Source organism: Streptomyces sp. NPDC096176, from assembly GCF_044763255.1.
Taxonomy (GTDB): domain Bacteria; phylum Actinomycetota; class Actinomycetes; order Streptomycetales; family Streptomycetaceae; genus Streptomyces.
Genome location: NZ_JBIWFV010000009.1, coordinates 38,383 through 59,844, shown reverse-complemented (window position 1 = coordinate 59,844; position 21,462 = coordinate 38,383). Strand labels below are relative to the sequence as shown.

Here is a 21,462-nt window from a genome sequence, read left to right as displayed (position 1 = left end):
CGAACAAACGGCAGCCGTGTGTCTGGTTCGGCCTCTTTACTTGCCGGCAAGCCTGATCATCCACCGGGTGTTGTCGGTGCCCGCTGCTACCAACTCTCAGAGGAAGCCGCGCTGGGCGGCCTCCGACGGGAGGACAGACACATGGCAGGCAAACCACCCGAGGGGTTCTACCGGGTACGTGGTCACCTCCGGCGCAAGCCCGGGCCCAGCAGGAAGAGGATGAGCGGTTGGACGATCGCCGCGATCGTCGCGGGCAGCTGGTTATGGGGCCAGTTCATCGGTTTCGGTGAGGCCACCGAGAACCCGGCACCTGCGCCGAAGCCCTCCATGTCGGCGTCGGTGGAACGTTGATGCCCCGGCGGCGGCTGCGACCGCGTAAACCCCGTGGCTCGGCGGAGTGGGCCGCAGCCGGCGTCGTCGCCCTCGCCGCGGTCACACTCCTCGCGAGGACCGCCGTCGCCGCCCGGGACGCAGCAGTGGATGCCTGGCCGGTACTCGCAGCGCTCGGTGCCGGCGGCTTGGCGTTCGCAGGCTGGCGTGCGGTGCGCTCGGCACACGCGATGCGGATACGCGCCGAGAGCCTGGCCCGCCTCAGGATCACGCTCACGCAGATCGACGCCATGAACGACAAGGAGTTCGAGTTCGCGCTGCGGGACCTCATCATCCGCGACGGCTGGACAGCCCGCCGCGTCGGCCAGCAAGGAGACCAGGCCGCAGACGTCATCGGCCAGCACAACAGCCGCGGCAGGATCGTCATCCAGGCCAAGCACACCACCGTCGGCGCCAAGGTCGGCTCCCATGTGATGTACCAGGTCAAGGGAACCGCCGGCCCAGTCCATGGAGCCGACCATGCCGTCGTCGTCACCAACGGATCCTTCACCCGCGACGCCAAGGCCTGGGGCGAGCGGCACCAGGTTCACTGGGTCGACCGCGACCGGCTCCGCACCTGGGCCGAACACGGCACCCCACTGCACGACCTGCTGCACCTACCGGACCGACCTACCAGACGCGGAACCGCTCTGCACAAGACCCGCACGCGCCCTCGATCGGCTGACCGCCAGCCAGCGCCAAGTCCTGTTCGGCGCCGGATCCGTCAACGGGGCCCCGACCGTCCGCTAGTCGACTAGCGGACCTCCCGTCGACACGTGGGGGACCAAAGGCGGACCGCGGGACGGTGACGCCGTCACCGTCCCTGCGGACGAAGAGGGCTGGCCACCCTCACCCGCAGCGCCGGAACAGGGCGAGAGCGTGTATTGCTGGGTTGCATAGTCACGTGCGGCACCAGATGACACGGGAGTTGCGCTTCTTGTACCGCTGCTCGGCGATGCCGGGCGGCCGTCCGCTGCATGACCCCTTGCACAGGTGGGGCCCGGCTCTCCGTCTTCCTCGGGATGGGTACCGGGTGCCCTGGCCACTTTGAGGCGTCGTCACCTCGACGTTCGACCACGGGCAAGGCGACCGTAGCCTGGCGCAGCCCCGACCCTGCCTGCGTCACTCCAAGACTGGACTCACCACATGCCGTGTTCCAGTTCCTCCAGCGACAGGTTCCACTGTGATTCCTCGTCAGCGAAGGGGGTCGGGTCGAAGGCGCCGACCACTTGCTTGAAACGCGCTGACAGCTCCTCCGGGTCGACGTCGTTGTCGTGGTCGACTTCAAGCTTGCGGAACTCGATGAGCGCGTACACCAGGGACTCGACGTCTCGGTGGAGTTCGACGTAGCCGGCGGATCCTTCCGGGAAGGCGTACACCTTTCCGGACTTGGGGTCGACGGCCACAAGGGAGGTGAACAGGTAGCCGAGCATCCACCAGGACCGGCTCTCCGCCGGGCAAGGCATGCCGTAGTGATCGAAGCGGCTCCCCAGGCTGATCGCGTCGAGATCGGCCGGATAAGGATCCTCGACGTCTTCCCTGGACGTGAACACCTCCGAATGTGGAAGCCCTACAGAACTCAAGAAGTTCGCCGAACGCGGATCGAACTCTGCAGCCCCGCTTTGCGGGAAGTAAACGACATTGTCCAGCCCGTAGGCCTGTACCAACTGCATTGGAGTAATAGAATAGTTCACGTCCGTCATCCTACTCTAGCGCTACCTACTTGCCGTGAAGCTTCTTCACGTGGTCGACGTAATCACTGTGCTCTTTATTGGTCGTGGTCCCGTCGGGTTTGTAGTAGTCGGCGACGTGTGTCACCTTCAAGTCCTGTTTGAAATAGTAGTCCAGCCATCGTGCACACTCGGGGGGCTTCTTACAGGGTTCACGTTCGGTGAATACTTCGGTGAGACCGTCCTCCTTCCCGTTGTGCAGGAGCGGGCGCCCAATCATCCGTTCGGAGTGGCCGGCCTTGTTGCTGTACCCGACCAGGATGGATTCTGTGCCGGTCTTCGGGTCGATGTACCGGCCGGCGGCGTAGTTCGTACCCTTGTAGTCGTCACGTGCGATCCTGGCTGCTTGCGTAGCTTGTACGAGATCGTCTTTGCTGTCGAAGCCGATCTTCTGAGACGAGACCCTGCCCTTGTGTGTTGCGTCGGAGTAGAACTCGCTCTTCTCTTTCGGGGTTTTGGGGATCCAAGCCTTGCCGTCGTTCAGGACAACATTGTTGAGGCGGGTCTTGTCGGCGTCGTCGAGGGGGTTGGTCCGCCCGTCTTCGTACAGACGTTGCACCGTTCCGTCGGCGTTGAGCAAGTAGGTGCGGACTTCCTCGTCTTCGCCGTCGTGCTTGCACTTCTCCAATTCCCGCTTGCGTCGCTCGTCTTCGTCCTTGTGGCTGCTTTTACTCTTGTCGATCTTGCCGCCGTGGTCTTCGAGGGTCTTGACCATCTCGTCGGCCTTCTTGTCGACCGCGTCCTCGGCCTTGTCCATGACACTGGCGAGTTTGTAGAATCGGCTGTCCTTCTTCACAGAAGACTTGCGCTGCGGGCCGCCCCCTTTGAAGTCTCCTTTCTTCTTGTCGAAGTTGGTTGCAGTCTTCTGGTAGTCACCCGCAGCGCGTTCGAACTCATCGAATTCGATGACCAGATCCTGTGCCATGCCCGCGCTTCCTGAGGCCATGACGTCGTGAGTGCCGCCCCCACCGAGGCGATCGGAGAACAGCTTCTCGATCTCGGCGAGGATCTTGCCTTCGATCTTGTCGGTGACGATCGAGGTGATCTGATCGATCGCGTAGTCGATGGCTTCCTGGATGACTAGCCGTGCCGCGCCGATAGCGGCTGCCGACAACAGACCGCTGAGGCCGGCTGTGAAGAACATGCCGACGACTCCCGCGGTGGCGGTAGCGGCAGTGGCGGTCAGCTTGGTGATGATTGCGACTTTGCAGGTGAGGATGAGCCCTGCGCAATCGTCGAGTGCGTCGCCCAGGTCGTCGCACCCCTTGGCGAACGTGGTTAGGTCTCTGGTGGTCAGCTTGCCCCAGCGGCGGTCGATCGCGTTGACCGTCTCGCCCTTGCTCTTCCCTGCGACGATGTGGGAGCAAGCGTTGTTGCCCTCTTTCACCGCGTCACGGATGCCTTCGGCGAGCTTCCGGTAGTCCTTGGCCGAAGCCCTGACCTCGTCCTCGTCGATCTGCGGCCAGTCGATACCTATCAGGTCCAAGACCTCGACCAGGTCGTCGGGCAGCTGCTTTCCCATGCGTTACCCCCGTTGATGCACGAACTGACCAACTCTCCCTGGACGGTGATCAGTGGTCAACTCCGCCTAGGTAAGGGCCCTGTGAAACCAGTCAGCTGTGTCCCTCCACGCCACGTGAGGGCGCGTCGCTGAGAACCTCTCGGGGAGTGATGCAGGTCAGCGCCTCGTCCATCCCGATCAGCAAACGGCCTTCCGGGGTCAGTGCGACCGACCGGACGGGGGGACCAGGCCTGAAGGACCGCAGCGTGCCCGTGTCACAGTGGATCCAGTCCACCACGCCGTCCGCCCAAGCCACCGCCAGAGTTGGCCCGTTCTCAGTGATCGCGGCACCGAGGGACACCACGGAGCAGGCCCGCTTGACCACGGCCTCGGACATAGGGGAGTGGCCGGGTGCCCACGCGCGGACCGTCCCGTCCGCTCCGCCGCTGTACACGACAGGCAATGCTTCGCCGTCGTCGAGCGGCAGGCTCAGCCCGGCGACAGCGGCCACCGTCCCCTTGTGGAGCACTGCTTCCGCCGTGGCGTCCCCGTGAACGGCGACCCTGCCTCCGGCATCACCCAGCACCACCGACCCCGTGGCCGGACCCGCGACCGTACCCATAGCGGTGCCGCTGTGGCCTTTCAAGGATGCGAGGAGACGTTCCGCGTCGGACGGGCCTTGATCGAGCAGCTTCTCAATTCCGGACCCCGCCGCTCGAGCGGTCCAGGTCGGGTCCGCACCCACGCCGCCCCACTGATCGAGAAACAGCACTGTGCCGTCCTGCATCGCAGCCAATCCCCGAAGTCGACCGCCCCGTGCGGGCAAACGCCCCCGTGACGTCGCATCGCTGACGCTTACGATCCGCACTGTCTCCTGATGGCCGGCCATCAGGAGACAGCCGGCCAGCGGTCCTGCTCCTGCTGCCAGCGCAGTCGCAGGACCTGGCCAGGGAGGCTTCACGTCCCCGCAGACACGACTCCACTCCAAATTCCACGGCGCATCCGACGCCAGATCGGCCAGTGCCGGCGCAAGCCGCGGATCGGCGCTGTCCCCCAGGACAGTCGAAACAATCAGCGCCCGTGAGGCAGGTGACTGCTCCTGACAAAGCGCCTGTCCCGCGCGCAACCACGCGGCTCGCAGGCCTCCGTGGTCCTGATCGTCCCGCTCGTAGCCGAGAGTGACCAGACGTGGGTCCGCTTCACACACCGCGACCGGGTCAGAAAGATCAAGCGACGTGCTGCCGGCACGGGGTGTAGCTGGGGCGCCATGCGCAGGTGTGGACGCCAGCCATTGCTCGTATCGCTGCTGGTCCCTCCACTGATCGAGATTCAGATCCAGTTCCGCACACTCAACGCGGCTGAGAGCCTGGTGAGCGGGGCTGCCGGTGCGGCATTCCACGACCAACCGAAGATGCGGCAGCCGAGCCAAGTCGAGCACCAGGTCAACCGCCGAGCCCGAGTGGAGGTCCGGCAGGACTATCACCGTGCGGCGGGCGTCCTTGCCCAGCGCTTCTGCGAGCTCGTCCGCAGAACGCGCCACCACTGAGAGTTGCTCCGCCAAGGACCACACGGCGCCATGCAGGCTCTCCTCCGCGAACGGGACAACGGCGTGGACGGTACGCTCTGCGGGGTTGCCATCCTCAGTGCCATGGTGAACGAGCCACGCGAGCAGAGCAGACTTCCCACAGCCCGATTCCCCGGTAACCAGGCAAAGGCCAGGCGCATGTGGATCGGCGAGCCAGCCCAGCAGAGCGGCAGCCGCAGGCTCGCGGCCCGCAGCGGGCCGTTCCCACCGCATCAGCCGCGCCTCGCCTGTTCGGCGGCGTGGGTGATCAGACTCTTCAGTCCTTCCTCACGGGACTCGGCACTCTCCCCGTAGTCGAAGCTGTGGGTGAACTGCGCCTGAGGAAAGGCGGACTGCATCCACATCGCGCAGTAGTGCCCTGGCAGGACACAGGGCTCCAGCTCGCAGTACACCCGCCGTACTTGACTCGCCTCGACGCCGGCAGCAGCCAACTGCCGCCAGATGATCTCCTCCGGATGCGGCTGCCCAGGCCCCGTCGCTTCGGTCACCACCTGCTTGGCACCCGACGCATCCACATACTCGAACGCGGCCGAGAACGGAAAGTTCAGTGTGTGTCGGATATCGTCCAGCACCCGCGGCCACCACGATTCCCGCTGTTCGAAGGCGGACGAGTCGATGCGCCGCAACTCCTCATTCAAGTTGCGGAAGACGGCTGCCGCGTCCTCCAGCCTTGCCGACGCCGCGATTATGGGCTGTGCACGGTCCAGGGCAAGGAGCGATGCATTGAGCGCCGGCACGTCCGCACTGACGAACATGTCATCCGCCGAATCCCCCAGCACCACGGCCTGAACAGCGCCATCAGGGCGTACACACAGATGCGCCAAGCCGTCGAACCCGACCCGCGGCCACGACGCCATGGCGTCAGGCACACGGGCGCCCGACCTTGTCGCGACCGTGCCCAGCGGCACAGGTTCCTCGGAAGCGGGAGCCTGAAAGTAGGGCGGAACCACACGTGGCACGCCGACACCTTTGAGTACGTCTTGAGCTGCTGAAGGCAAGCGTGCGCCGAGGAGGCTGCCAGCGTCCAGCCGCCGAAGCCCCTCCGGGCCGAAGTGCTGAAGCAGCTCATCAGGGTGTCCTGAGACGGGGGAAGACATCACTACCTCGCTGGAAAGGGGCCTCTCTGCTGCCACGACCATAGCCGTCCGTGCCCGCACGAGGATGAGGGCTCTTCCTGCCCGGGTGACCAAAGGGGGCACACAGCTTCAGCACGCTCCGGGGCGCTGCTGAAGCGACGTGGTCACCACCGCCGTCGCCGAACAGCCCGAGCGGAACGGATGCCAGGTACGGAACCCACAGAGATCGGGGCAAGGCCTGACCCGGCGGTCGCTCCGTCACGCAACTCTTCGAGGCTTGGCGGCCCTTGCCGTGGGGCGCCGTCGTAATGCTCCACCAGCCCACGACGGGCCAGAGGATCTGCACCGGGTCGACTCATCGGACGGCCAGTGTCAGTGACGCGCCGAGACGGTGGCCGGCGTTGATCCTCCCGTGATGACATACACGGCGGGAATCGAAGGCGGACCACGGGACGGTGAAGCCGCCACCGTCTCTGCGGACGAAGAGGGACGGCCACCCTATGCCCAGTCCTTTCGGGATCGATCCCTACGATCCGCAATGGGCGGCACCGTCACCGACCCCGAGGGTCTTAAGGGCGAGACAGGCGCGGGCTGTGCCGTGACCCACTTCCGTCAGTTGGCCGGGGCCTGGTAGAGGCCGCGCCCGGCGCGGTGGGCGCGGGAGGTGGCGACGAGACGGTCGAGAGTGCTGCGCACGGTGTTGATGCTGCCCGTGGTGTCGTCACGGCCGAGGGCCTGCGCGACGTCCCGCGCACGGAGCGGAGTGTCGGGGCGGCCGGCCAGCACGGCGACGACCTGGTCGGTGAGCCCGCCGGCATCCTGGGCCGGCTCCTTCTCCTGCACCGTCTTGGCCTGGGCCGCCTTGCCGCTGGCAGTCTTCTTCGTCCGGCGCCTGGGCGCAGGCTCGTCGGCCACCTTGGCAGCCGCCTTCCTACGCGGAGCCGCAGCAGCCTTGCGCGGGGAGCGGCGCGGGCTCGTTGTCTTCTTCTGAGCAGGCACAGCAGCGTCGTTTGTCTGCAGAGCCTCACCGACCGGTGCCACCGGTTCGAGTGTCGCGTCGTTTGCCGATTCTTCGGTGGGTGCTTCCTGCACGGCTGTGTCCGCGGGCGCCGGGACTTCGGCTCGCGGCTGGGGGAGCGTGGTGCCGGCCAAGGCATTGAGCGCGGTCAGGGCCCCACGCACGGACTCCAGCCGCTCGGTCACCTGCTCCAGTTCCTTCTGCAGCGCCTGCTGCTGCTCTTCCAGCTGGGGGAGTTCGGCCTCGAGCATGGAGGTTGTGGTGGCAATGCTGTGGCTGCTGGTCATGGTCCGCTCCCTGTGGGGTGGGGCTGTTGCTAAGAGACGCCGTGGGTTGTTGTGATGCAGGGTACGTCCGATGCACTGATTCATGGCACCCGGCTGTTCAGCCACCGCAGCTGCTGCGCAGCGTGGAGGACCTGTCCTGCTTGCGGCTCCTTGTCCGCCGGGCGCTACCACAGCCTCCGCAATGCACGCGCGCCACCGGGGGGCACGGCCAGCGCCCTGGAGAGCCAGTCCGCCCTTTCTGAAGCAGGAACGCAAGGGTGCAGGACCGCGGGATGTGGTGGCTGCTGGCCGTGGTTCCCATCACAAAGACCTGAGCTCACAACCCCGAAATCTCACCCCGCCGCACCCGCTCCACCATACGAATCAGCTCCACGGGCGTGAGACGACACGCATGCGACAAGATCCCCCGCCCAACTGCGCTCCGAGCAACCTGCGGAGACGCATAGGCGGCCAGAGCCAGTGCCATCAACGCCCTGTTGTGGTCGTAGCCCTCGCGACCGGCGAGGTGCACCACACGCAGCGCCCAGTCTGCGGCTCGAGCACGGCGCTGCCGGGAGGGAAGCGAGCCGACGTGGTCCAGGAGCTGCACCTGGACGGCACCATTGACCAGCGCTGCGAGCCGCATGAGCCAGTGAGCGTCCTCCAGTTCATACCAAGCCGACAAGGCGGAACCCAACCGCATGCCCCGCACCAGGCCGACCGGCAGAACAAGGCGGCCCAAGGAATCGGCCCGCAGCGCGCACTGCAAGGCCAGAAGCCTCGCAGCCGCCCCGACATCCTCCGGCAGACAGGCATTCATCGACGTCAACGCGTTGCGGACAAGGACCCGTTCCTGCGGCCCGTCGAAGTGGCGGACCGGGCCTCCTGAGTCCGACGAGGGCCCGGCGGGGCGCCGCGCAACGTGTGCGCTGTCGGGAACAACGGCAGCACGCGGAGTGGCTGCCGCACAGGCGGCGCAGACATCTGCCAGGCGCCAAAGCCGCCCGCCCCGCTCCTGCGCGAGCACCAGCAGCACCGGGCCATCGCAGCCACGATGACGCGGATGCCAGCGGCACCCGCGCTCGTGGCACTGGCAGGTACGCAAATGGACCGGGAGCACATCCCGGCGCGCATGCCCGGCAAGATGCGCAAGCGCGGCAGGCCGGGCAGCCACAGACCCGAGGAGCTCCCCGCCAGGCGCGCAGCGTGGGCAGTGCAGCAAAGGGCCACCGGCCCTGGGGCGCAGTTCCACGATCCAGGTGCGGGGCACCGAACGGTGCACGGTCCACAGCCTCATGGCGAGCGCGTTCCTCCTAAGCATGTGCGGGCAGGGCCCGTCCTGCTGCTCGAACGCCGCGACGAGAGGGGGGCGGCGGCGGCACACCGTAGTGCAGACCCCTGCCCTGCGCCACGAGCCCGACCACCGGCCCACCGCACAACGACCTGCAGAAATAGGGCAGAGGTCTGCACTGACAAGGCCGGTGGCCGCACCTTCGGATTGGCGGGTGACGATCTTTCCGCCCGACCCGAACCTCACCGCCCTCCGTCTGGAGTTGGCACGCCTGAGGGGCGAACGCGGATGGACCTACGACGAGCTCGCCCGCCAAAGCGGCCTGTCCAGGCGCACCCTCATCGAGATCGAGCAGGGCCGCACCATCGGATCTCTCGCGACCTGGCACACCCTCGCCCACGCCCTCGGCGTGCCACTCGAGCACCTCTTCGGCACGCTCTGCGAGGGCCACCAGCCCCCGGGCGAATGACCTCACCGCCCCCGCTGGCGAGATCACCCGATCCGGTCACCCCGACAGCATGCATGTACGCCCCTCGTTCTCCAGTTCCCCATGATTGAGCCGCCAGAGGGAACCGACGGTAAGGCCCCCGCACATCCGGCGTGTCGGCTGGGACTTTTCGACCATGTCCCGACCCGACTCCCACCCCGTTCCGCGCCGCTGGGACGGCACACCGACCGGCGACTGCCCACAGCGCACCCTGCGCGTGGCCGCGGACTGCCCCACCCGCCTGCTGCGCACGGCCCAGTCCGCCACCTGCCGTGACTGCGGCAACCGGATCGACTGGTACACCCACACTCACACCCGGCGCATCGCCCTCCACCCCCACGAACTTCCAGCAGCCGCAGTCCCGCCGCCCCTGCGCTGGCACGTCCAGTCGGGCGTCGCCTTCCCGGCTGGTGACGGATCCGCCTGGTGCCGCATCCCGCATGCCCGCCTGTGCCCGTCAACGGCACGGACAGCGCTGCCGCCTCACCTCGCCGACCTGCGGCGCCGGCTGGCGATCCGCACTCGCCGCCTGCTCGACACCCGCGCCTTCATCCCACCCTGCCCCGAGGTCAACGCCGCACCCGAGCCCACCTGCCGCCCCTCCCGCCCGGTCGTGCAGATCCTCTACGGCCGCTACCTCGCCGCCCAACCCATCGACGCGATCCAGTGCGTCGCCCAGACCCGCCGGCGAATCCGCTGCACCAGCCCCCTTCTCTCCTCAGACGCGCCCGCCGGGACTTGGAAGCTGCTGCCTGCCACTGCCGAACGAGGCCAACTCGCCCTCCCAGCCGCAGTCATGGCGCTCTACGACCTCAGCCACCTCCCCTACGAGGAACAGGTCCGCTGGCGCACCCAGCGCTGTACCGTCCACGCCGCAACCCCCTCAGCAGCCGACCTGGCCCTCACCGACTGGGAACCCTTCGACCCCCTGCTCCACCACCAGCACATTCACGACCGCCTGCCCACCGGCACCCGGCGCCAGCGCCGAGAACCGGAACGAACCGCTCCCAACTCCTGAGAGCCGGCACCCATGCCCCGAAAGCGTCCCCCGACCTGCCACGCCGTCGAAATCATCCTGACCCGGCCCTGCACCACCGTAGAACTCAACCACGCCACCAGAGCATCAGCCCTGCCACTCGCCCCCAACCACACACGACGACACCTGATGGCCACCATCCGCGCCCCCAATCTCGCCAAAGCACTGCACCGCACCCGAAAACTGCTCACGCCCCTTCTGCCCCTCGACGTGATCACCAGCCACTACCCCGACGCCTCCGGCCACGTGCTCCTCAACATCGCCCTCCCCGAAGACGCCCACCGGCACCTCAAGCGCAACGCGAGAGCTCACCACCGCAGCCCCGCCGAACACCTCTCCCACACCATCACGCAAGCCCTCGCCCGTACCGAACAACACAGAGCAATGCGTCTCGCCACCACGCTCGACGAACTCCTCGCCTGGAACACCCCGCACCAACTCCTTGCTGCCGCAGCACGTCGACTCGACCCACCCACAATCCGCACGGAGCCCCCGGGTGTTGAACCCCACTGACGAACAGACCGCCGCCACCGACACCTTCCGCGGCGGAAGCCACCTCGCGCTCCAAGCCGGCGCAGGCACCGGAAAGACCAGCACCCTGGCCCTCCTCGCCGCATCCACCCCACGCCGGGGCCGCTACCTCGCCTTCAACAAAGCCATCGCCCAGGACGCCGCGCGCCGCTTCCCATCCACCGTCACCTGCAAGACCGCACACGCACTCGCCTACGCCGCAGTCGGCCACCGCTACGCCCGCCGACTCGGCGGCCCTCGACAAGCCGGCTGGAAGACCGGACAAGCCCTCGGCATCACCAAGAACCTCCGCATCGGCAACCGCGAGGTCACACACAAGGCCCTCTCACAGACAGTGCTGAAGACCCTGACCCGCTACTGCCACTCCGCCGACCGCATCATCACCCGCCACCACGTGCCACGCCTACGCGGACTCGACGACCCCGAACTCCACAAGCAATTCGCCGACACCGTACTGCCCTTCGCCCGCAAAGCCTGGGCAGACCTCCAACACCCTGACAACGGCATCGTCCGCTTCGACCACGACCACTACCTCAAGATCTGGGCACTCAGCGAACCGCGAATCGAAGCCGACTACCTCCTCCTCGACGAAGCCCAGGACACCAACCCCGTCCTCGAACACGTCATCGCCGCACAACGCGACCACACCCAAGTGGTCGTCGTAGGCGACTCCGCCCAAGCCATCTACGGATGGCGCGGCGCCCGCGACATCATGACCGGCTTCGACGGCACCACCCTCGCCCTGTCCCAGTCCTTCCGCTTCGGCCCCAACCTGGCCGCCGAAGCCAACCGCTGGCTCGCGATCGCCGACGCCCCCATCCGCCTGACCGGAACCACCACCATCCCCACCGAACTCGCACCCGCCCCCCGCCCCCCGCCCCCAAGCAGTGCTGTGCCGCACCAACATCGGAGCCATCACCGAAGTCCTCACTCACCTCGCCGCCGGCAGCCGAGTCGCCCTGACCGGGGGAGGAGACAACCTCCGCGCCCTCGCCCTCGCCGCCCGCGACCTCAAAGAAGGACGCCGCACCGGGCACCCCGAACTCATCCTCTTCCCCACCTGGGGCGAACTCCAGGACTACGCCGAGACCGACCCCGCAGGCCGCGACCTCAAACCCTTCGTAGACCTCATCGACCAACACGGCACAGACACCGTCCTCACGGCCGTCGACCGACTCGTGCCAGAAGACACTGCTGACACCACGATTTCCACCGCCCACCGCGCCAAAGGCCGCGAATGGAGCACCGTGAAAGTCGCTGACGACTTCACCGCACCCAAGGACACCGACCAACGAGACAACGACGGCCGACCCGTCCCAGGACCCATCGACGAAACAGAAGCACGCCTCGCGTACGTAGCCGTCACCCGAGCCCGCACCCGCCTCGACCTCGGAGGCCTCTCCTGGATCAACGACCATCCTGCCGGGTCTTCTGTATAGCCGACATATGACTGCACGGATCCGTGTGGCAGCCGTAGCCGCAGGCTGGCCGGGCGGCTCGCTCCGGCGTTGGCTCTTCCCGGTACCCACCCTCAAACGGGCAGCTGGAGCCGAGGCAACCACACCGGGCGACCGTAAGTCGGATCGTCATCTGAACGCGCCGGGCAACACCGGTTGGACGTTGGCCTGCCACGCCCGCCCCCAACCCCCGCTACTACAGAGTTGATCACGGGGAGCGTCGAACATGGGCTTCGAGGGCTGAATGCGGTTTGCACCCTCCCTCCTGGTCGGGTTCGGGCGTGCGCGTGCGAGCAGGGGTAGGGACGATGGGATGGCGGGAGCAGCGGCATCGCCGGCGACCCGGCCGGGCACGCGGCCTGGCTGCGGCTGGAAGGAGCCTTGAGCATGGGTGCACCCGATCCCTGGCAAGGCGACCCCGCCGCGACGGGTGCTGTTCCGTCCGGGCCTGGTGGTCTGCTTGATGTGTTGAATGTGGCCGCTGTCCTGCTCGACGCGGAGGGCAGGATCGATCTTTGGAGCCCGCAGGCCGAGGAGCTGTTCGGCTACAGCGCCGAGGAGGCGCTGGGCCGGTACGCGGGCGACCTGCTGATCGACAAGGAGCACCTGGACACAGTGCTGGCGCTGTTCGCCCAGGTCATGCAGGACGGCGAGAGCTGGGCAGGGGTCTTCCCCATCCGGCACAAGGACGGCAGCTCACGGCTGGTGGAGTTCCGCAACATGCGGCTCCAGGACGACCAGCGCGACTACTGGGCGCTGGGTCTGGCCACGGACCAGGCGACACTACGGCGGGTGGAGCGGCACCTCTCCCTGTCCGCCCAGTTGGTGTCCCAGTCACCGATCGGGTTGGGCATGCTGGACACCGATCTCCGGTACATCTCCGTCAACCCGGCGGAGGAACGGATGAACGGGGTGCCGGCCGCCGAGCACATCGGCCGCCACGTCCATGAGGTGCTGCCCTTCCTGGACCAGTCCTTCGAAGGTGCCATGCGTCAGGTCCTGGCCTCCGGAGTGCCGATCCTGGACCAGTACACCGTCGGCCGCACGGCGGCCGACCCGGACAACGATCACGCCTGGTCGATCTCCTTCTACCGGCTCGAATCCCCCAACGGGAAAGTGCTGGGCGTGGCCACCTCCAGCGTCGATGTCACCGACCGGCACCGCGCCATGGAAGAACAACGCCGCACCGCCCTCACCCTCCAGCGCAGCCTCCTGCCACACCCCCCTCCACAGCGCCCTGGTCTCGACGTCGCCTATCGCTACCGCCCGGCCCAGGCCACCATCGAGATCGGCGGCGACTGGTTCGACGTCATCCCCCTGGCCGGCGACAAGACCGCCCTCGTCGTCGGCGACGTCATGGGCAGCGGCGTCGGGGCCGCGGCCACCATGGGCCAGCTGCGCACCGCCACCAGAACCCTGGGCGACCTCGATTTGGCTCCCGAGCAGGTGTTGCACCACCTCGACCACATCACCGACGGCCTCGACACGATTGCGACCTGTATTTACGCCGTCTACGACCTCCACGCCGCGCAGTGCGACGTCTCCCTTGCCGGGCACCTGCCACCCGTTCTCCTCCATCGGGACGGCACAAGCGAGCTGCTCAACCTTCCCACCGGCGCACCGCTGGGCGGCTGCGGCGTCCCCTTCCGCACCACTCGCTTCGACATAGAGCCGGGCGACCAGCTCGTCCTCTACACGGACGGCCTCGTCGAGACACGACATCAGCCGATCGACGCACGCCTAAACGCGCTTCTCGACCTGCTCGACGACCCCGACCGCTCGCTGGACGCCACCTGCGACCTGCTGCTTGAAACGCTGCGCCCTGGGGGAGACCACGACGACGTCGCCCTGCTTATCGCCCGGGCCAGTTCCTACCCGGCGGGCTAGGCAGTCACCGGGGCGTGGCACCTTCTGCAAGGCGTGGTGCTCCAGCTGCGCGTTCGAACCGTGATCTGACCTACTTCCGCGCCGCCCACCGTGCCGGCCGCGGGACTGTCAGTTGGGCAACGCATCATCCGCGGACGAAGGCAAGCAGCCGCCTTCCGCGGAAGCCGCGCCCGAACCGGCCGGGCAAGTCGTCGGCCTGATGGTCACCCTGAACGCCAGCGTGGAGAAAGAAGGCCCGCGAAGCTCGCGGTGACGGCGAGCACGCGACTGTGAACGATAGGGCGAAGCCGAAGAAGAAGCCGGCCACAAGACGACGGCCAAGACAGCGAAGAAGGCGACGGCGAAGAAAGCCACTCCGTCGCGCGGGAAGCCTCGCGCCTCCTGGCAAGTAGCCGGCTCGTCTCGGCGGTGCGGATCAGGTCCGGCGGCTGCCTGCCGGGAGGGCCGGCTGCTCTGTCAGTCCAGTAGGTGCAGTGCGGTGTCGGGGCGGCAGTGGGCGCAGGCCTCCACTCCGTCGGTCAGGGCGCGGATGGCCTGGGCGCGGTCGATGGGGTGCTGTCGTTTGCCGGCCATGTGGCAGCCGCCGGCGTGCACGTAGAGCGGTTCGCGGCGTTGTCCTATCCCGGTCTCGATGATCCAGTCGGGCACGGGTGGGCGGACGGCGGCGCCGTGCGCCTGCTCGCGCTGCCGCTGCTCGAGGTAGCTGATCCGCTCCCGGACCCGGTCGAGGATGAGGGTGAGCCAGTGCTCCAGGGTGCGCAGTCTCGGGAGGTCGGGCGGTAGGTCGGACATGACGGTCGCCTGGTGGGTTCAGGCGGCCCGGGCGACATCGACCGCGGGCGTATTGGACGGGCGGGTGAGGGCGTTCAGGTCGCTGCGGGCCTTCACCCGCTGCTCGCCCTCGAGCGTTGCCCAGTACGAGTGGGTGGTGACCCGGACGGACAGGTCGATGCACTCCATCCTCAGCCGCTTCACCTTCCGCTTCTGCTCCTCGGTCCAGCCGGGGCCGTCCTCGTGGCCGCCGGTAACCTCACCGGTGTGCGGGTGCTCGGTGCCGGGCCAGCCGGGCATCGGCTCCACGCTCCACGGCAAGGTGCGGCACAGCGCGGCCAACTCGGAAGTCGCCTGGTGCAGACGGATCTGCGCGGCACGCAGATCCTCCGGGAACTCCGTCTCAGTGAGCTTCTTCGAGTTGGCCACCGATCGGGTGATGGCCGTGAAGCGCAACGAGCGAGGCCCCCGGGCTGTTGATCGAGATGTCTGACGTCTCAATCACGTTGCTCGGGGGTCTCGTTGGTCATCCATCCTGCCGCACTCGACCTGCCGCATGCGCTCGTGGAGTGGGTCACCATGCTGATCATCACTCGTGAGGGCGACCGGCGCTGCAAGCTCCGCCCGTCCCAGCGCGCGATGGTGGCACTGGTGTACCTGCGCGGACACACCACTCTCGCGAAGATCGCCACCGGGTTCGGAATCAGCGAGTCCACCGCCCACGCCTACACCAGCGCGGTCATCGACCTGCTCGCCGCGCGTGCGCCGGGTCTGCTGAAGACACTGCGCGAGCACGAACCCGACTTCGTCCTTCTCGACGGGACCCTCGCCGAGTGTGACCGGGTCGGCGACGGCCGAGCCGACTACTCCCACAGACACCGGCGCCACGGCGTGAACGTGCAGGTCGTCACCGACCCCGGCGGCCGGCTGCTGTGGCTCTCGCCCGCCCTGCCGGGCCGCACCCACGACCTGACCGCCGCCCCGCACCCACCGGATCATCCGGATCTGCGAGCGCCAGGGCGTTCCCATCGTGGCCGATCTCGCCTACCAGGGCGCAGGCCCGTGGCTGACCACCGGCATCAAGCGCAGGCCCCTGAAGGAACTCACCCCCACCGAAAAGACCCTCAACCGTGCCCTGGCCGCAGCACGAGCACCCGTCGAACGCGGCGTCGCCCGCCTGAAGTCCTGGCGGATCTTCCGCAGATCCCGCTGCAGCCCCAACCGCATGACGTCAATCGCCAAGGCCATCCTCACACTGGAGCTGCAACGCTGAAGAAGCTCATTCATGGGAACACTCCTGCTCGCACGTCACGGTCAGCACGTCAGCCACGCCCGCCCGGCGGGCCGCGCCGCGGCACTGGACCACCCCCACGGACTCCAGCGCAGGATGCGCACCTGTCGCTCGGTGAAGTCACTCATGCCTCCCTGCCTTCTGGCCCTCGAGGCGCGCCTGATGGCGCAGTTCCGCCCACCCGGTGCTGGGCCGGTTCGTGCCCAGATGCGGGTCGGTGAAGATCCGCGCCGACAACAGCAGCAGGCGCCGGCGCAGCTCCGCCGCGCCGTGGGGGCGCGGGGTGGCGAGCGCCCGATAGACGCGGTCCCACTCACGCTGGACCTGCATCAAGTCGTCAGGAAACGTCGATCTCGCCATACCCGCAGTAAAACATGTGTTCGATTTACCGTGCACGCCGGATACGCCCGGCATGACGGCAGGGCTGTCCTGGGTCATCGAACCTTGATCATTGCCACCGAAGATTGTTCACTGGCCGTTTCGTGACAGCGAAGGTTGACCGCCCGGCTCAGACCCGGTGCGAGATGCCATGGGCGGTCCGCAGATGATTGCCGCCATGGAGAACGCGGTCGAGAAGATCAAGGTGTGGTTCCGGTTCGTCCCGCGCGAGGGCTGGCTCCCTCAGGACACGGAAGGTCTGTGGGCGACGAGACTCAGTGTCGACACTGCCAGAATTCAGAACGTCCCGTTCCTCCAGGACGGCGTGGCCGAGGGCGACGTTGTGCGGTTCCAGACCGACTCCGACGGGCTGCACTGGGCTGTCGGGCGGGTTAGTTCCGCCGGTAATTGCACGATTCGCATCGTGCCGATCCCTTCCGGCCCCCTGGGGCGCAGCCCCCAGGCAGTGCATCAGCGCCTTTCAGCGTTCCGACTCGGCGGTGAAGTCTTCAGCGAGGACTTCCCCATGGTGGCCCTCACTGCACCGGTCGGCGCCGACTTCGCAGGGATCAAAGCACTCCTGAACCAAGGGAACCAAGAGGGCTGGTGGCACTACGAAGTCGGTTGCGGCACCGACGAGTGGTGGCACGCCTGACTCCTACAGGCACTGAAGTCCCTCGCGATCAACCTTCGATGGCACGCGATCAACCTTCGCTGTCACGGGACAAGGGCCAACCGCTTCTCCGGTGAAGATCGACACCCGTCCGGGTGAGACCCCACGGTTCCGCGAGGACTGGAGCCCGGTGCTCCACTATCCACAGGAGCGTGATCAAGAAACTGCTGCGCGGCCTGGTGCCGCTCACCCTCGCCCTCATCCCGGCTCTCGCGCCGGCGCCGGCCCAGGCCGCCGCCCCCGTCCTGCTGCCCGATGCGCTGTCCGCGCTGCCCGTCGCCGACGAGAGCCGCGTGGGCTACACGCGTACGGCCTTCAAGCACTGGAACGCCGGCGCCGACTCGACCGACGGTTGCAACACCCGCCAGGAGGTGCTCATCGCCGAGGCGATCGAGGCGCCGACCGTCGGGGCCGGCTGCTCGATCACCGGCGGGACGTGGCTGTCCTACTACGACGGTCAGATGGTCACCTTGGCGAGCGCGCTCGACATCGACCACATGGTCCCGCTCGCGGAGGCCTGGGACTCCGGGGCCTCCGCCTGGACCGCGGCCCAGCGCGAGGCGTACGCCAACGACCAGGGTGCTGCTACTTCCTTGGTCGCGGTCACGGCCCGCACGAACCGTTCGAAGGCCGACCAGGACCCGGCCGAGTGGCTCCCGCCGGCGTCCGACCAGTACTGCCGCTACATCGGCGAGTGGATCGGCACCAAGCTCCGCTGGGGCCTGACCGTCGACAAGGTCGAACTCGATGCGCTCAAGATCTTCGCCGACGGCCCCTGCGAGGAAACTGTCATCGACCACCAGCCGGCCCAGTAGCGATCCAGCACTACCAGGTCGTGCAGCGGGGGTGACCCGGGCCCTTCCAGGGCGTTGATCAACCGTGACGACATACACGCTGGGGATCGAGGGCGGCCCGCTGGACGGCGGAGCGGCGACAGTGGACGCCGACGACGACGGCAGGCCGCCCTACCAACAGTGCTGGAACGGCGCCGTGTACGTACGCGAGCCGTTCGGACTCGAACCTCACGACCCTCACTGGCACTACTGCCATCGAGGCGCGAGCACAGTGTGACGCGACCGGCGTCAGTTACCGTATGGGCTCCGCATCCTCTGCTGCAGACAGTTCCGAGGCCCCGTAGCGGCTCGGCGACGCGGTGGGACGCAATCCAAGGGCTCCGCAGGCTCGTAGCTCGCTCAGAGCTGGCAGATGGACGTGCGTCGAGAAGGTCCGCCTGGGCGGCATGGATGTGTGCTGGAGCTTCGGGGCCTGTGCCTAGGTTGCGGCGAGTGGTCACGTGATCATGTACGGGCGAGCCTCAAGGCTGGCGGTGCTGTTCGGCACGGACCTGAGAACGACTGGTGCGGGCAGGAAGACCAGCCCGCGCCGCACTGGGTCGGGACCTGTGTACCTGTGTACCGCTGCCCTGGTCGTCCCTCGTCGAAGCGCCCACGTGTGTACCTGTGTACGTGCGTTCCGGTCCGTCCAGGTGACTTGTGCCGTGGCGGCCGGCCGACGGCTCGAGGGGGAGTGGGACAGTGGCTGGGTTAACTCCAAGCGCCTCTTCGGGGTTGCTGAGCGAGAGCCCCCGTCGTGGCCGTCACGTTCCGCCTCGGGGGCTCTAGCTTGTCTGCGGTGTTGTTACACCGAAGCTCGCGCTCGTGATGGATCGGTACCTCTTCGCGCTGACGTCCCGCTCCACGTGAGTCGGCGGAGGCCGGGGCTGCCCCATGGCGTGACAAACACCCTCGCTGGCACAAGACGCTCGTTCGGTACACGAACTCCGGCCGCTGATAGGGAGTCCACCAACTGGTGAGGCTCCAGAGTCCCACTGCGAGAGATACCGCAGCTGACACGGCTCACCGGGCGCGCCCAGCCAAGGCCCTTTGATCCGCCGGACAGGCCTAATCACCGCAGGACCTGCTCGGCCTCGGTGGTGCCCAGGCGCAGGGCGGTGGTGTACTTCACCGTCTGGTCGTACTGCTGGCGAAATCAGGTCCCGGTCGATCGTCTTGGACGACAGCACCGGCGTCAGGTGCGCCACTTCTCGTCCTCCTCGGCCGGTACCGCCGTGTGGTCAGGTGTCTGCGCGCAGGGATGCCCTCGCGGCGTTGAGGAACGCCATGTGCGTCGTCAAGAGGGCGTCGTGGAAGCGGGCCCGCTCGCTCCTCAGCGTCTCGCGGTCGTGAGGTGTGCCCGCCTGATGGGCGAGCAGATGCTCCATCACCTGCTGCCGCGCGCCCGCGATGAGAATTGTGAAGGTCCGGGCCGCCGTGATCACGGCGTCGGGGGCCTCGACTTCGAGCGTGGCGAGCTGTGTGGCCATCGAGGCGTGGTCGGCGCTGGTGATGAGGTCGAGTGCCCTGTCGTTCTGCCCGGCGTCCAGCTTCTCGAAGGCCTCCTCGATCCGCCCGGCGTTGAGGGTTGCCCCAGCGAGGAAGTCGGCGTAGGCCTTCTGCAGGAGCTGCCGCAGCCACTGCTGGTGCTGGGCGGCGGCCTGCTTGTCCGCCTGGTAGCGCGCGCCGAGCGCCGCGTGTCGTGCGGCGGCGACAGCGCCGGCCGCGCCGATCCCCGCTCCGGCCAGTGCCGCCGCGGCCGCGATGATGCCGATGGCCAGCTCGTTGCTCATGGAAAGGCCCCCGTCCCGGCGCCGCCGGTCGGGCGCGAGAAGCATTGTGCCTTTGGGTTACGCGGCCAGGCGGGCGACTTTCACGAGCTCGCGGACACCCGTGACTCGGGCGTGGTTGGAACGCAGGTCGGCGACAATCTTCCGGATGGCTGGGCGGTCGCGGACCTCGCTGGGAGATACGCGTGCGGCGCTCAGGAGCTCGGCCGCAGTCTGCTCGGGTCTGCCCCACTGCCACCAGGCCCGGCCAAGGTCGGTGTGCATCCGGCCCTTTCGCTCGGCCGTCTTGAACTGGCTCGCGCGTAGCCTGCGACCTGCTTCGAGTGCTGAGCCGGCGTCGCCGAGCGCCCAGTGGACCCCGACGGCGTACAGATCGACGGCGGCAGGCGTGATGGGGAAGAGTCGCCCTTCCGGTGCCTCGGGGGGCAGGTCGCGGGCTGCGCGCGTGGCCTCGCGAATCATGGCCAGGGCGTCGTCGCGATGGCCGGCCCGTGCAGCTGTGTAAGAGGTGGTGCACAGCATCTGTGCGTAGGCCGACGCCTGGGCGGCGGTCTGCAGTCCGGTCCCCTCGACCTTGGCGACCGCTTCAAGGATGTGCCGTTCGGCTGCGGCGGGCTGGTCCTGGTGGCGCAGCACGATGCTCAGTTCGCGTGCGGCGGCTGCTGCGGCGAGCGGGGAGCCGGACCACTCGGCGTAGAGCGTCGCCCGGTCAGCTGTCAGGCGCGACTGCTCGTAGCGGCCGATCTTTGTGAGCACCTGCGAGGCAAGGCTGTACGTGGCCGAGAGTCGGGCGAGCGCGATGTCTTGTCGCCCACGGGCCGCCTGATGGCCATCGGCCAGCAGGCCGGGTAGGACTCGCAGGAGAGAAGCGTTCTCCCCGGAGTCGAAGTAGTTGCGGGCTGCGGTGAGACGGGTATCCAGCGGCACAGGCGATCCCGTGGGATCGGGCAAGCTTGCGAGTGCGTCACCTAAACCAGCCAGGAGAGACGTCGGGGCCGCGAGGCCAGTAGCGGCAAGTAGCGTGCGGCGGCGCATCGGGTCCTCCTGGGCGCTTTGCGGCCTGTCCGGCGCAACTCTAGTGCTCGGAAGGCTGGTTAACCCGAGCGACGCCGATAGGACAATCGGGGGCACGTCTAACGCCTTCGCTGCCAGCCGCAGGAGGCTCAGGTCGACGTGCCTGCCGTTCTCCAGCCGGGACACTGTGGAGGCTGAGCAGCCGATGCGGTGTCCGAGATCTGCTTGCCGCCACCCGCATCTTTCTCGGGCGTTCCGAATCAGGCCGCCGGGGTCGAGTGCTGCGATGAGGGATCGTACGGCGCTCGAGCTCCAGAGCTGATCCGCGTTCATCTGGCCTCCCCGGCGCAGGCAGGACTACCTGCCCAGGGTATGCAGCCGTAAGCAGGCCGTATACGGCGTGTGCAGGACGTGCAAACGACTTGCACGGTGCGGCAAGCGATCACTGCGGCCGGCCGCTGGGCGGTTCTCTGGAATG

20 protein-coding genes and 2 pseudogenes are annotated in these 21,462 nt (G+C 67.6%); 11 read left to right on the top strand and 11 right to left on the bottom strand.

All coding sequences use genetic code 11. The features are described 5' to 3' along the window. Positions 1 to 141: 141 nt before the first annotated feature. Positions 142 to 351: a hypothetical protein gene (locus ACIQ7Q_RS24575; protein WP_403865996.1), complete on the top strand. Its 210-nt coding sequence runs from the start codon at positions 142 to 144 to the stop codon at positions 349 to 351. Beyond that, complete coding sequence (locus ACIQ7Q_RS24570) at positions 351 to 1,127, top strand: restriction endonuclease (protein WP_403865994.1); 777 nt, start codon at positions 351 to 353, stop codon at positions 1,125 to 1,127. The genes ACIQ7Q_RS24575 and ACIQ7Q_RS24570 overlap by 1 nt, the downstream gene beginning before the upstream one ends. Positions 1,128 to 1,508: 381 nt before the next feature. Here ACIQ7Q_RS24570 and ACIQ7Q_RS24565 read toward each other — a convergent pair whose 3' ends face one another. From ACIQ7Q_RS24565 to ACIQ7Q_RS24540, 6 genes are all read right to left on the bottom strand, one after another. Next, complete coding sequence (locus ACIQ7Q_RS24565; protein WP_403865991.1) at positions 1,509 to 2,072, bottom strand: SUKH-4 family immunity protein; 564 nt, start codon at positions 2,070 to 2,072, stop codon at positions 1,509 to 1,511. A gap of 16 nt (positions 2,073 to 2,088) precedes the next feature. After that, the gene (locus ACIQ7Q_RS24560) at positions 2,089 to 3,621 is read right to left on the bottom strand and encodes a nucleic acid/nucleotide deaminase domain-containing protein (protein ID WP_403865988.1); all 1,533 of its coding nucleotides are present in this window, start codon (positions 3,619 to 3,621) and stop codon (positions 2,089 to 2,091) included. A 91-nt stretch (positions 3,622 to 3,712) separates the two neighbouring features. After that, the gene (locus tag ACIQ7Q_RS24555; protein WP_403866505.1) at positions 3,713 to 5,170 is read right to left on the bottom strand and encodes a WD40 repeat domain-containing protein; all 1,458 of its coding nucleotides are present in this window, start codon (positions 5,168 to 5,170) and stop codon (positions 3,713 to 3,715) included. A gap of 227 nt (positions 5,171 to 5,397) precedes the next feature. After that, entirely contained in the window at positions 5,398 to 6,282 is an 885-nt protein-coding gene (locus ACIQ7Q_RS24550) for a nucleic acid/nucleotide deaminase domain-containing protein (RefSeq protein WP_403865986.1), read from the bottom strand. Between the two features lie 591 nt (positions 6,283 to 6,873). Next, positions 6,874 to 7,566 carry a hypothetical protein gene (locus tag ACIQ7Q_RS24545; RefSeq protein ID WP_403865983.1) on the bottom strand — a complete coding sequence of 231 codons (693 nt, stop codon included), beginning with the start codon at positions 7,564 to 7,566 and terminating at the stop codon, positions 6,874 to 6,876. 316 nt (positions 7,567 to 7,882) lie between these two features. Continuing rightward, a complete protein-coding gene (locus tag ACIQ7Q_RS24540) occupies positions 7,883 to 8,581 on the bottom strand; it encodes a hypothetical protein (RefSeq protein WP_403865980.1) in 699 nt (232 codons plus the stop codon). Positions 8,582 to 9,050: 469 nt separating this feature from the next. Between ACIQ7Q_RS24540 and ACIQ7Q_RS24535 the strand changes: the two genes are divergently transcribed. The 5 genes and pseudogenes from ACIQ7Q_RS24535 (at position 9,051) to ACIQ7Q_RS24515 (ending at position 14,234) form a co-directional block, all read left to right on the top strand. Next, positions 9,051 to 9,305, top strand: a complete 255-nt coding sequence (locus tag ACIQ7Q_RS24535; protein WP_403865978.1) for a helix-turn-helix transcriptional regulator — start codon at positions 9,051 to 9,053, stop codon at positions 9,303 to 9,305. Between the two features lie 154 nt (positions 9,306 to 9,459). Continuing rightward, positions 9,460 to 10,341 (top strand): DUF6083 domain-containing protein, encoded by an 882-nt coding sequence (locus tag ACIQ7Q_RS24530; RefSeq protein WP_403865975.1) that lies wholly within the window; start codon positions 9,460 to 9,462, stop codon positions 10,339 to 10,341. Between the two features lie 147 nt (positions 10,342 to 10,488). Continuing rightward, complete coding sequence (locus tag ACIQ7Q_RS24525; protein ID WP_403865972.1) at positions 10,489 to 10,872, top strand: hypothetical protein; 384 nt, start codon at positions 10,489 to 10,491, stop codon at positions 10,870 to 10,872. After that, positions 10,859 to 12,329, top strand: a pseudogene (locus ACIQ7Q_RS24520) (UvrD-helicase domain-containing protein). The gene ACIQ7Q_RS24525 and the pseudogene ACIQ7Q_RS24520 overlap by 14 nt, the downstream one beginning before the upstream one ends. A 405-nt stretch (positions 12,330 to 12,734) precedes the next feature. Then, the gene (locus ACIQ7Q_RS24515) at positions 12,735 to 14,234 is read left to right on the top strand and encodes a SpoIIE family protein phosphatase (protein WP_403865969.1); all 1,500 of its coding nucleotides are present in this window, start codon (positions 12,735 to 12,737) and stop codon (positions 14,232 to 14,234) included. A 456-nt stretch (positions 14,235 to 14,690) separates the two neighbouring features. Here the strand turns inward: ACIQ7Q_RS24515 and ACIQ7Q_RS24510 are convergent, their stop codons facing one another. Next, positions 14,691 to 15,026, bottom strand: coding sequence for a DUF6233 domain-containing protein (locus ACIQ7Q_RS24510; RefSeq protein WP_403865966.1), 336 nt, complete (start codon positions 15,024 to 15,026; stop codon positions 14,691 to 14,693). A gap of 18 nt (positions 15,027 to 15,044) precedes the next feature. After that, a complete protein-coding gene (locus ACIQ7Q_RS24505) occupies positions 15,045 to 15,434 on the bottom strand; it encodes a hypothetical protein (RefSeq protein ID WP_403865964.1) in 390 nt (129 codons plus the stop codon). Positions 15,435 to 15,527: 93 nt separating this feature from the next. Here ACIQ7Q_RS24505 and ACIQ7Q_RS24500 point away from each other — a divergent pair. Next, positions 15,528 to 16,278: pseudogene (locus tag ACIQ7Q_RS24500) on the top strand (transposase family protein). Positions 16,279 to 16,416: 138 nt separating this feature from the next. Here the strand turns inward: ACIQ7Q_RS24500 and ACIQ7Q_RS24495 are convergent. Beyond that, positions 16,417 to 16,656 (bottom strand): hypothetical protein, encoded by a 240-nt coding sequence (locus tag ACIQ7Q_RS24495; RefSeq protein ID WP_403865961.1) that lies wholly within the window; start codon positions 16,654 to 16,656, stop codon positions 16,417 to 16,419. Positions 16,657 to 16,840: 184 nt separating this feature from the next. Here ACIQ7Q_RS24495 and ACIQ7Q_RS24490 point away from each other — a divergent pair, with 184 nt between their 5' ends. The 3 genes from ACIQ7Q_RS24490 (at position 16,841) to ACIQ7Q_RS24480 (ending at position 18,418) form a co-directional block, all read left to right on the top strand. Then, positions 16,841 to 17,329, top strand: coding sequence for a DUF4265 domain-containing protein (locus ACIQ7Q_RS24490; protein ID WP_403866502.1), 489 nt, complete (start codon positions 16,841 to 16,843; stop codon positions 17,327 to 17,329). Positions 17,330 to 17,499: 170 nt separating this feature from the next. Beyond that, on the top strand, positions 17,500 to 18,162 hold the full coding sequence (locus ACIQ7Q_RS24485) for an HNH endonuclease family protein (protein WP_403865958.1): 663 nt from the start codon (positions 17,500 to 17,502) through the stop codon (positions 18,160 to 18,162). A gap of 64 nt (positions 18,163 to 18,226) precedes the next feature. Next, the gene (locus ACIQ7Q_RS24480; protein ID WP_403865955.1) at positions 18,227 to 18,418 is read left to right on the top strand and encodes a hypothetical protein; all 192 of its coding nucleotides are present in this window, start codon (positions 18,227 to 18,229) and stop codon (positions 18,416 to 18,418) included. 1,003 nt (positions 18,419 to 19,421) lie between these two features. Here ACIQ7Q_RS24480 and ACIQ7Q_RS24475 read toward each other — a convergent pair. Both ACIQ7Q_RS24475 and ACIQ7Q_RS24470 read right to left on the bottom strand, forming a co-directional pair. Continuing rightward, positions 19,422 to 19,973, bottom strand: coding sequence for a hypothetical protein (locus tag ACIQ7Q_RS24475; RefSeq protein WP_403865952.1), 552 nt, complete (start codon positions 19,971 to 19,973; stop codon positions 19,422 to 19,424). A 57-nt stretch (positions 19,974 to 20,030) separates the two neighbouring features. After that, positions 20,031 to 21,317 carry a multiprotein-bridging factor 1 family protein gene (locus ACIQ7Q_RS24470; RefSeq protein WP_403865950.1) on the bottom strand — a complete coding sequence of 429 codons (1,287 nt, stop codon included), beginning with the start codon at positions 21,315 to 21,317 and terminating at the stop codon, positions 20,031 to 20,033. Positions 21,318 to 21,462 lie beyond the last annotated feature (145 nt).

Bases quoted from the DNA above. Each gene is read 5' to 3' on its own strand.
- ACIQ7Q_RS24490 (WP_403866502.1), top strand. From the start codon at position 16,841: ATGATTGCCGCCATGGAGAACGCGGTCGAGAAGATCAAGGTGTGGTTC.
- ACIQ7Q_RS24545 (WP_403865983.1), bottom strand. From the start codon at position 7,566: ATGACCAGCAGCCACAGCATTGCCACCACAACCTCCATGCTCGAGGCC.
- ACIQ7Q_RS24565 (WP_403865991.1), bottom strand. From the start codon at position 2,072: ATGACGGACGTGAACTATTCTATTACTCCAATGCAGTTGGTACAGGCC.
- ACIQ7Q_RS24530 (WP_403865975.1), top strand. From the start codon at position 9,460: ATGTCCCGACCCGACTCCCACCCCGTTCCGCGCCGCTGGGACGGCACA.
- ACIQ7Q_RS24495 (WP_403865961.1), bottom strand. From the start codon at position 16,656: ATGGCGAGATCGACGTTTCCTGACGACTTGATGCAGGTCCAGCGTGAG.
- ACIQ7Q_RS24570 (WP_403865994.1), top strand. From the start codon at position 351: ATGCCCCGGCGGCGGCTGCGACCGCGTAAACCCCGTGGCTCGGCGGAG.
- ACIQ7Q_RS24510 (WP_403865966.1), bottom strand. From the start codon at position 15,026: ATGTCCGACCTACCGCCCGACCTCCCGAGACTGCGCACCCTGGAGCAC.
- ACIQ7Q_RS24470 (WP_403865950.1), bottom strand. From the start codon at position 21,317: ATGAACGCGGATCAGCTCTGGAGCTCGAGCGCCGTACGATCCCTCATC.
- ACIQ7Q_RS24525 (WP_403865972.1), top strand. From the start codon at position 10,489: ATGGCCACCATCCGCGCCCCCAATCTCGCCAAAGCACTGCACCGCACC.
- ACIQ7Q_RS24515 (WP_403865969.1), top strand. From the start codon at position 12,735: ATGGGTGCACCCGATCCCTGGCAAGGCGACCCCGCCGCGACGGGTGCT.
- ACIQ7Q_RS24475 (WP_403865952.1), bottom strand. From the start codon at position 19,973: ATGAGCAACGAGCTGGCCATCGGCATCATCGCGGCCGCGGCGGCACTG.
- ACIQ7Q_RS24575 (WP_403865996.1), top strand. From the start codon at position 142: ATGGCAGGCAAACCACCCGAGGGGTTCTACCGGGTACGTGGTCACCTC.
- ACIQ7Q_RS24560 (WP_403865988.1), bottom strand. From the start codon at position 3,621: ATGGGAAAGCAGCTGCCCGACGACCTGGTCGAGGTCTTGGACCTGATA.
- ACIQ7Q_RS24550 (WP_403865986.1), bottom strand. From the start codon at position 6,282: ATGTCTTCCCCCGTCTCAGGACACCCTGATGAGCTGCTTCAGCACTTC.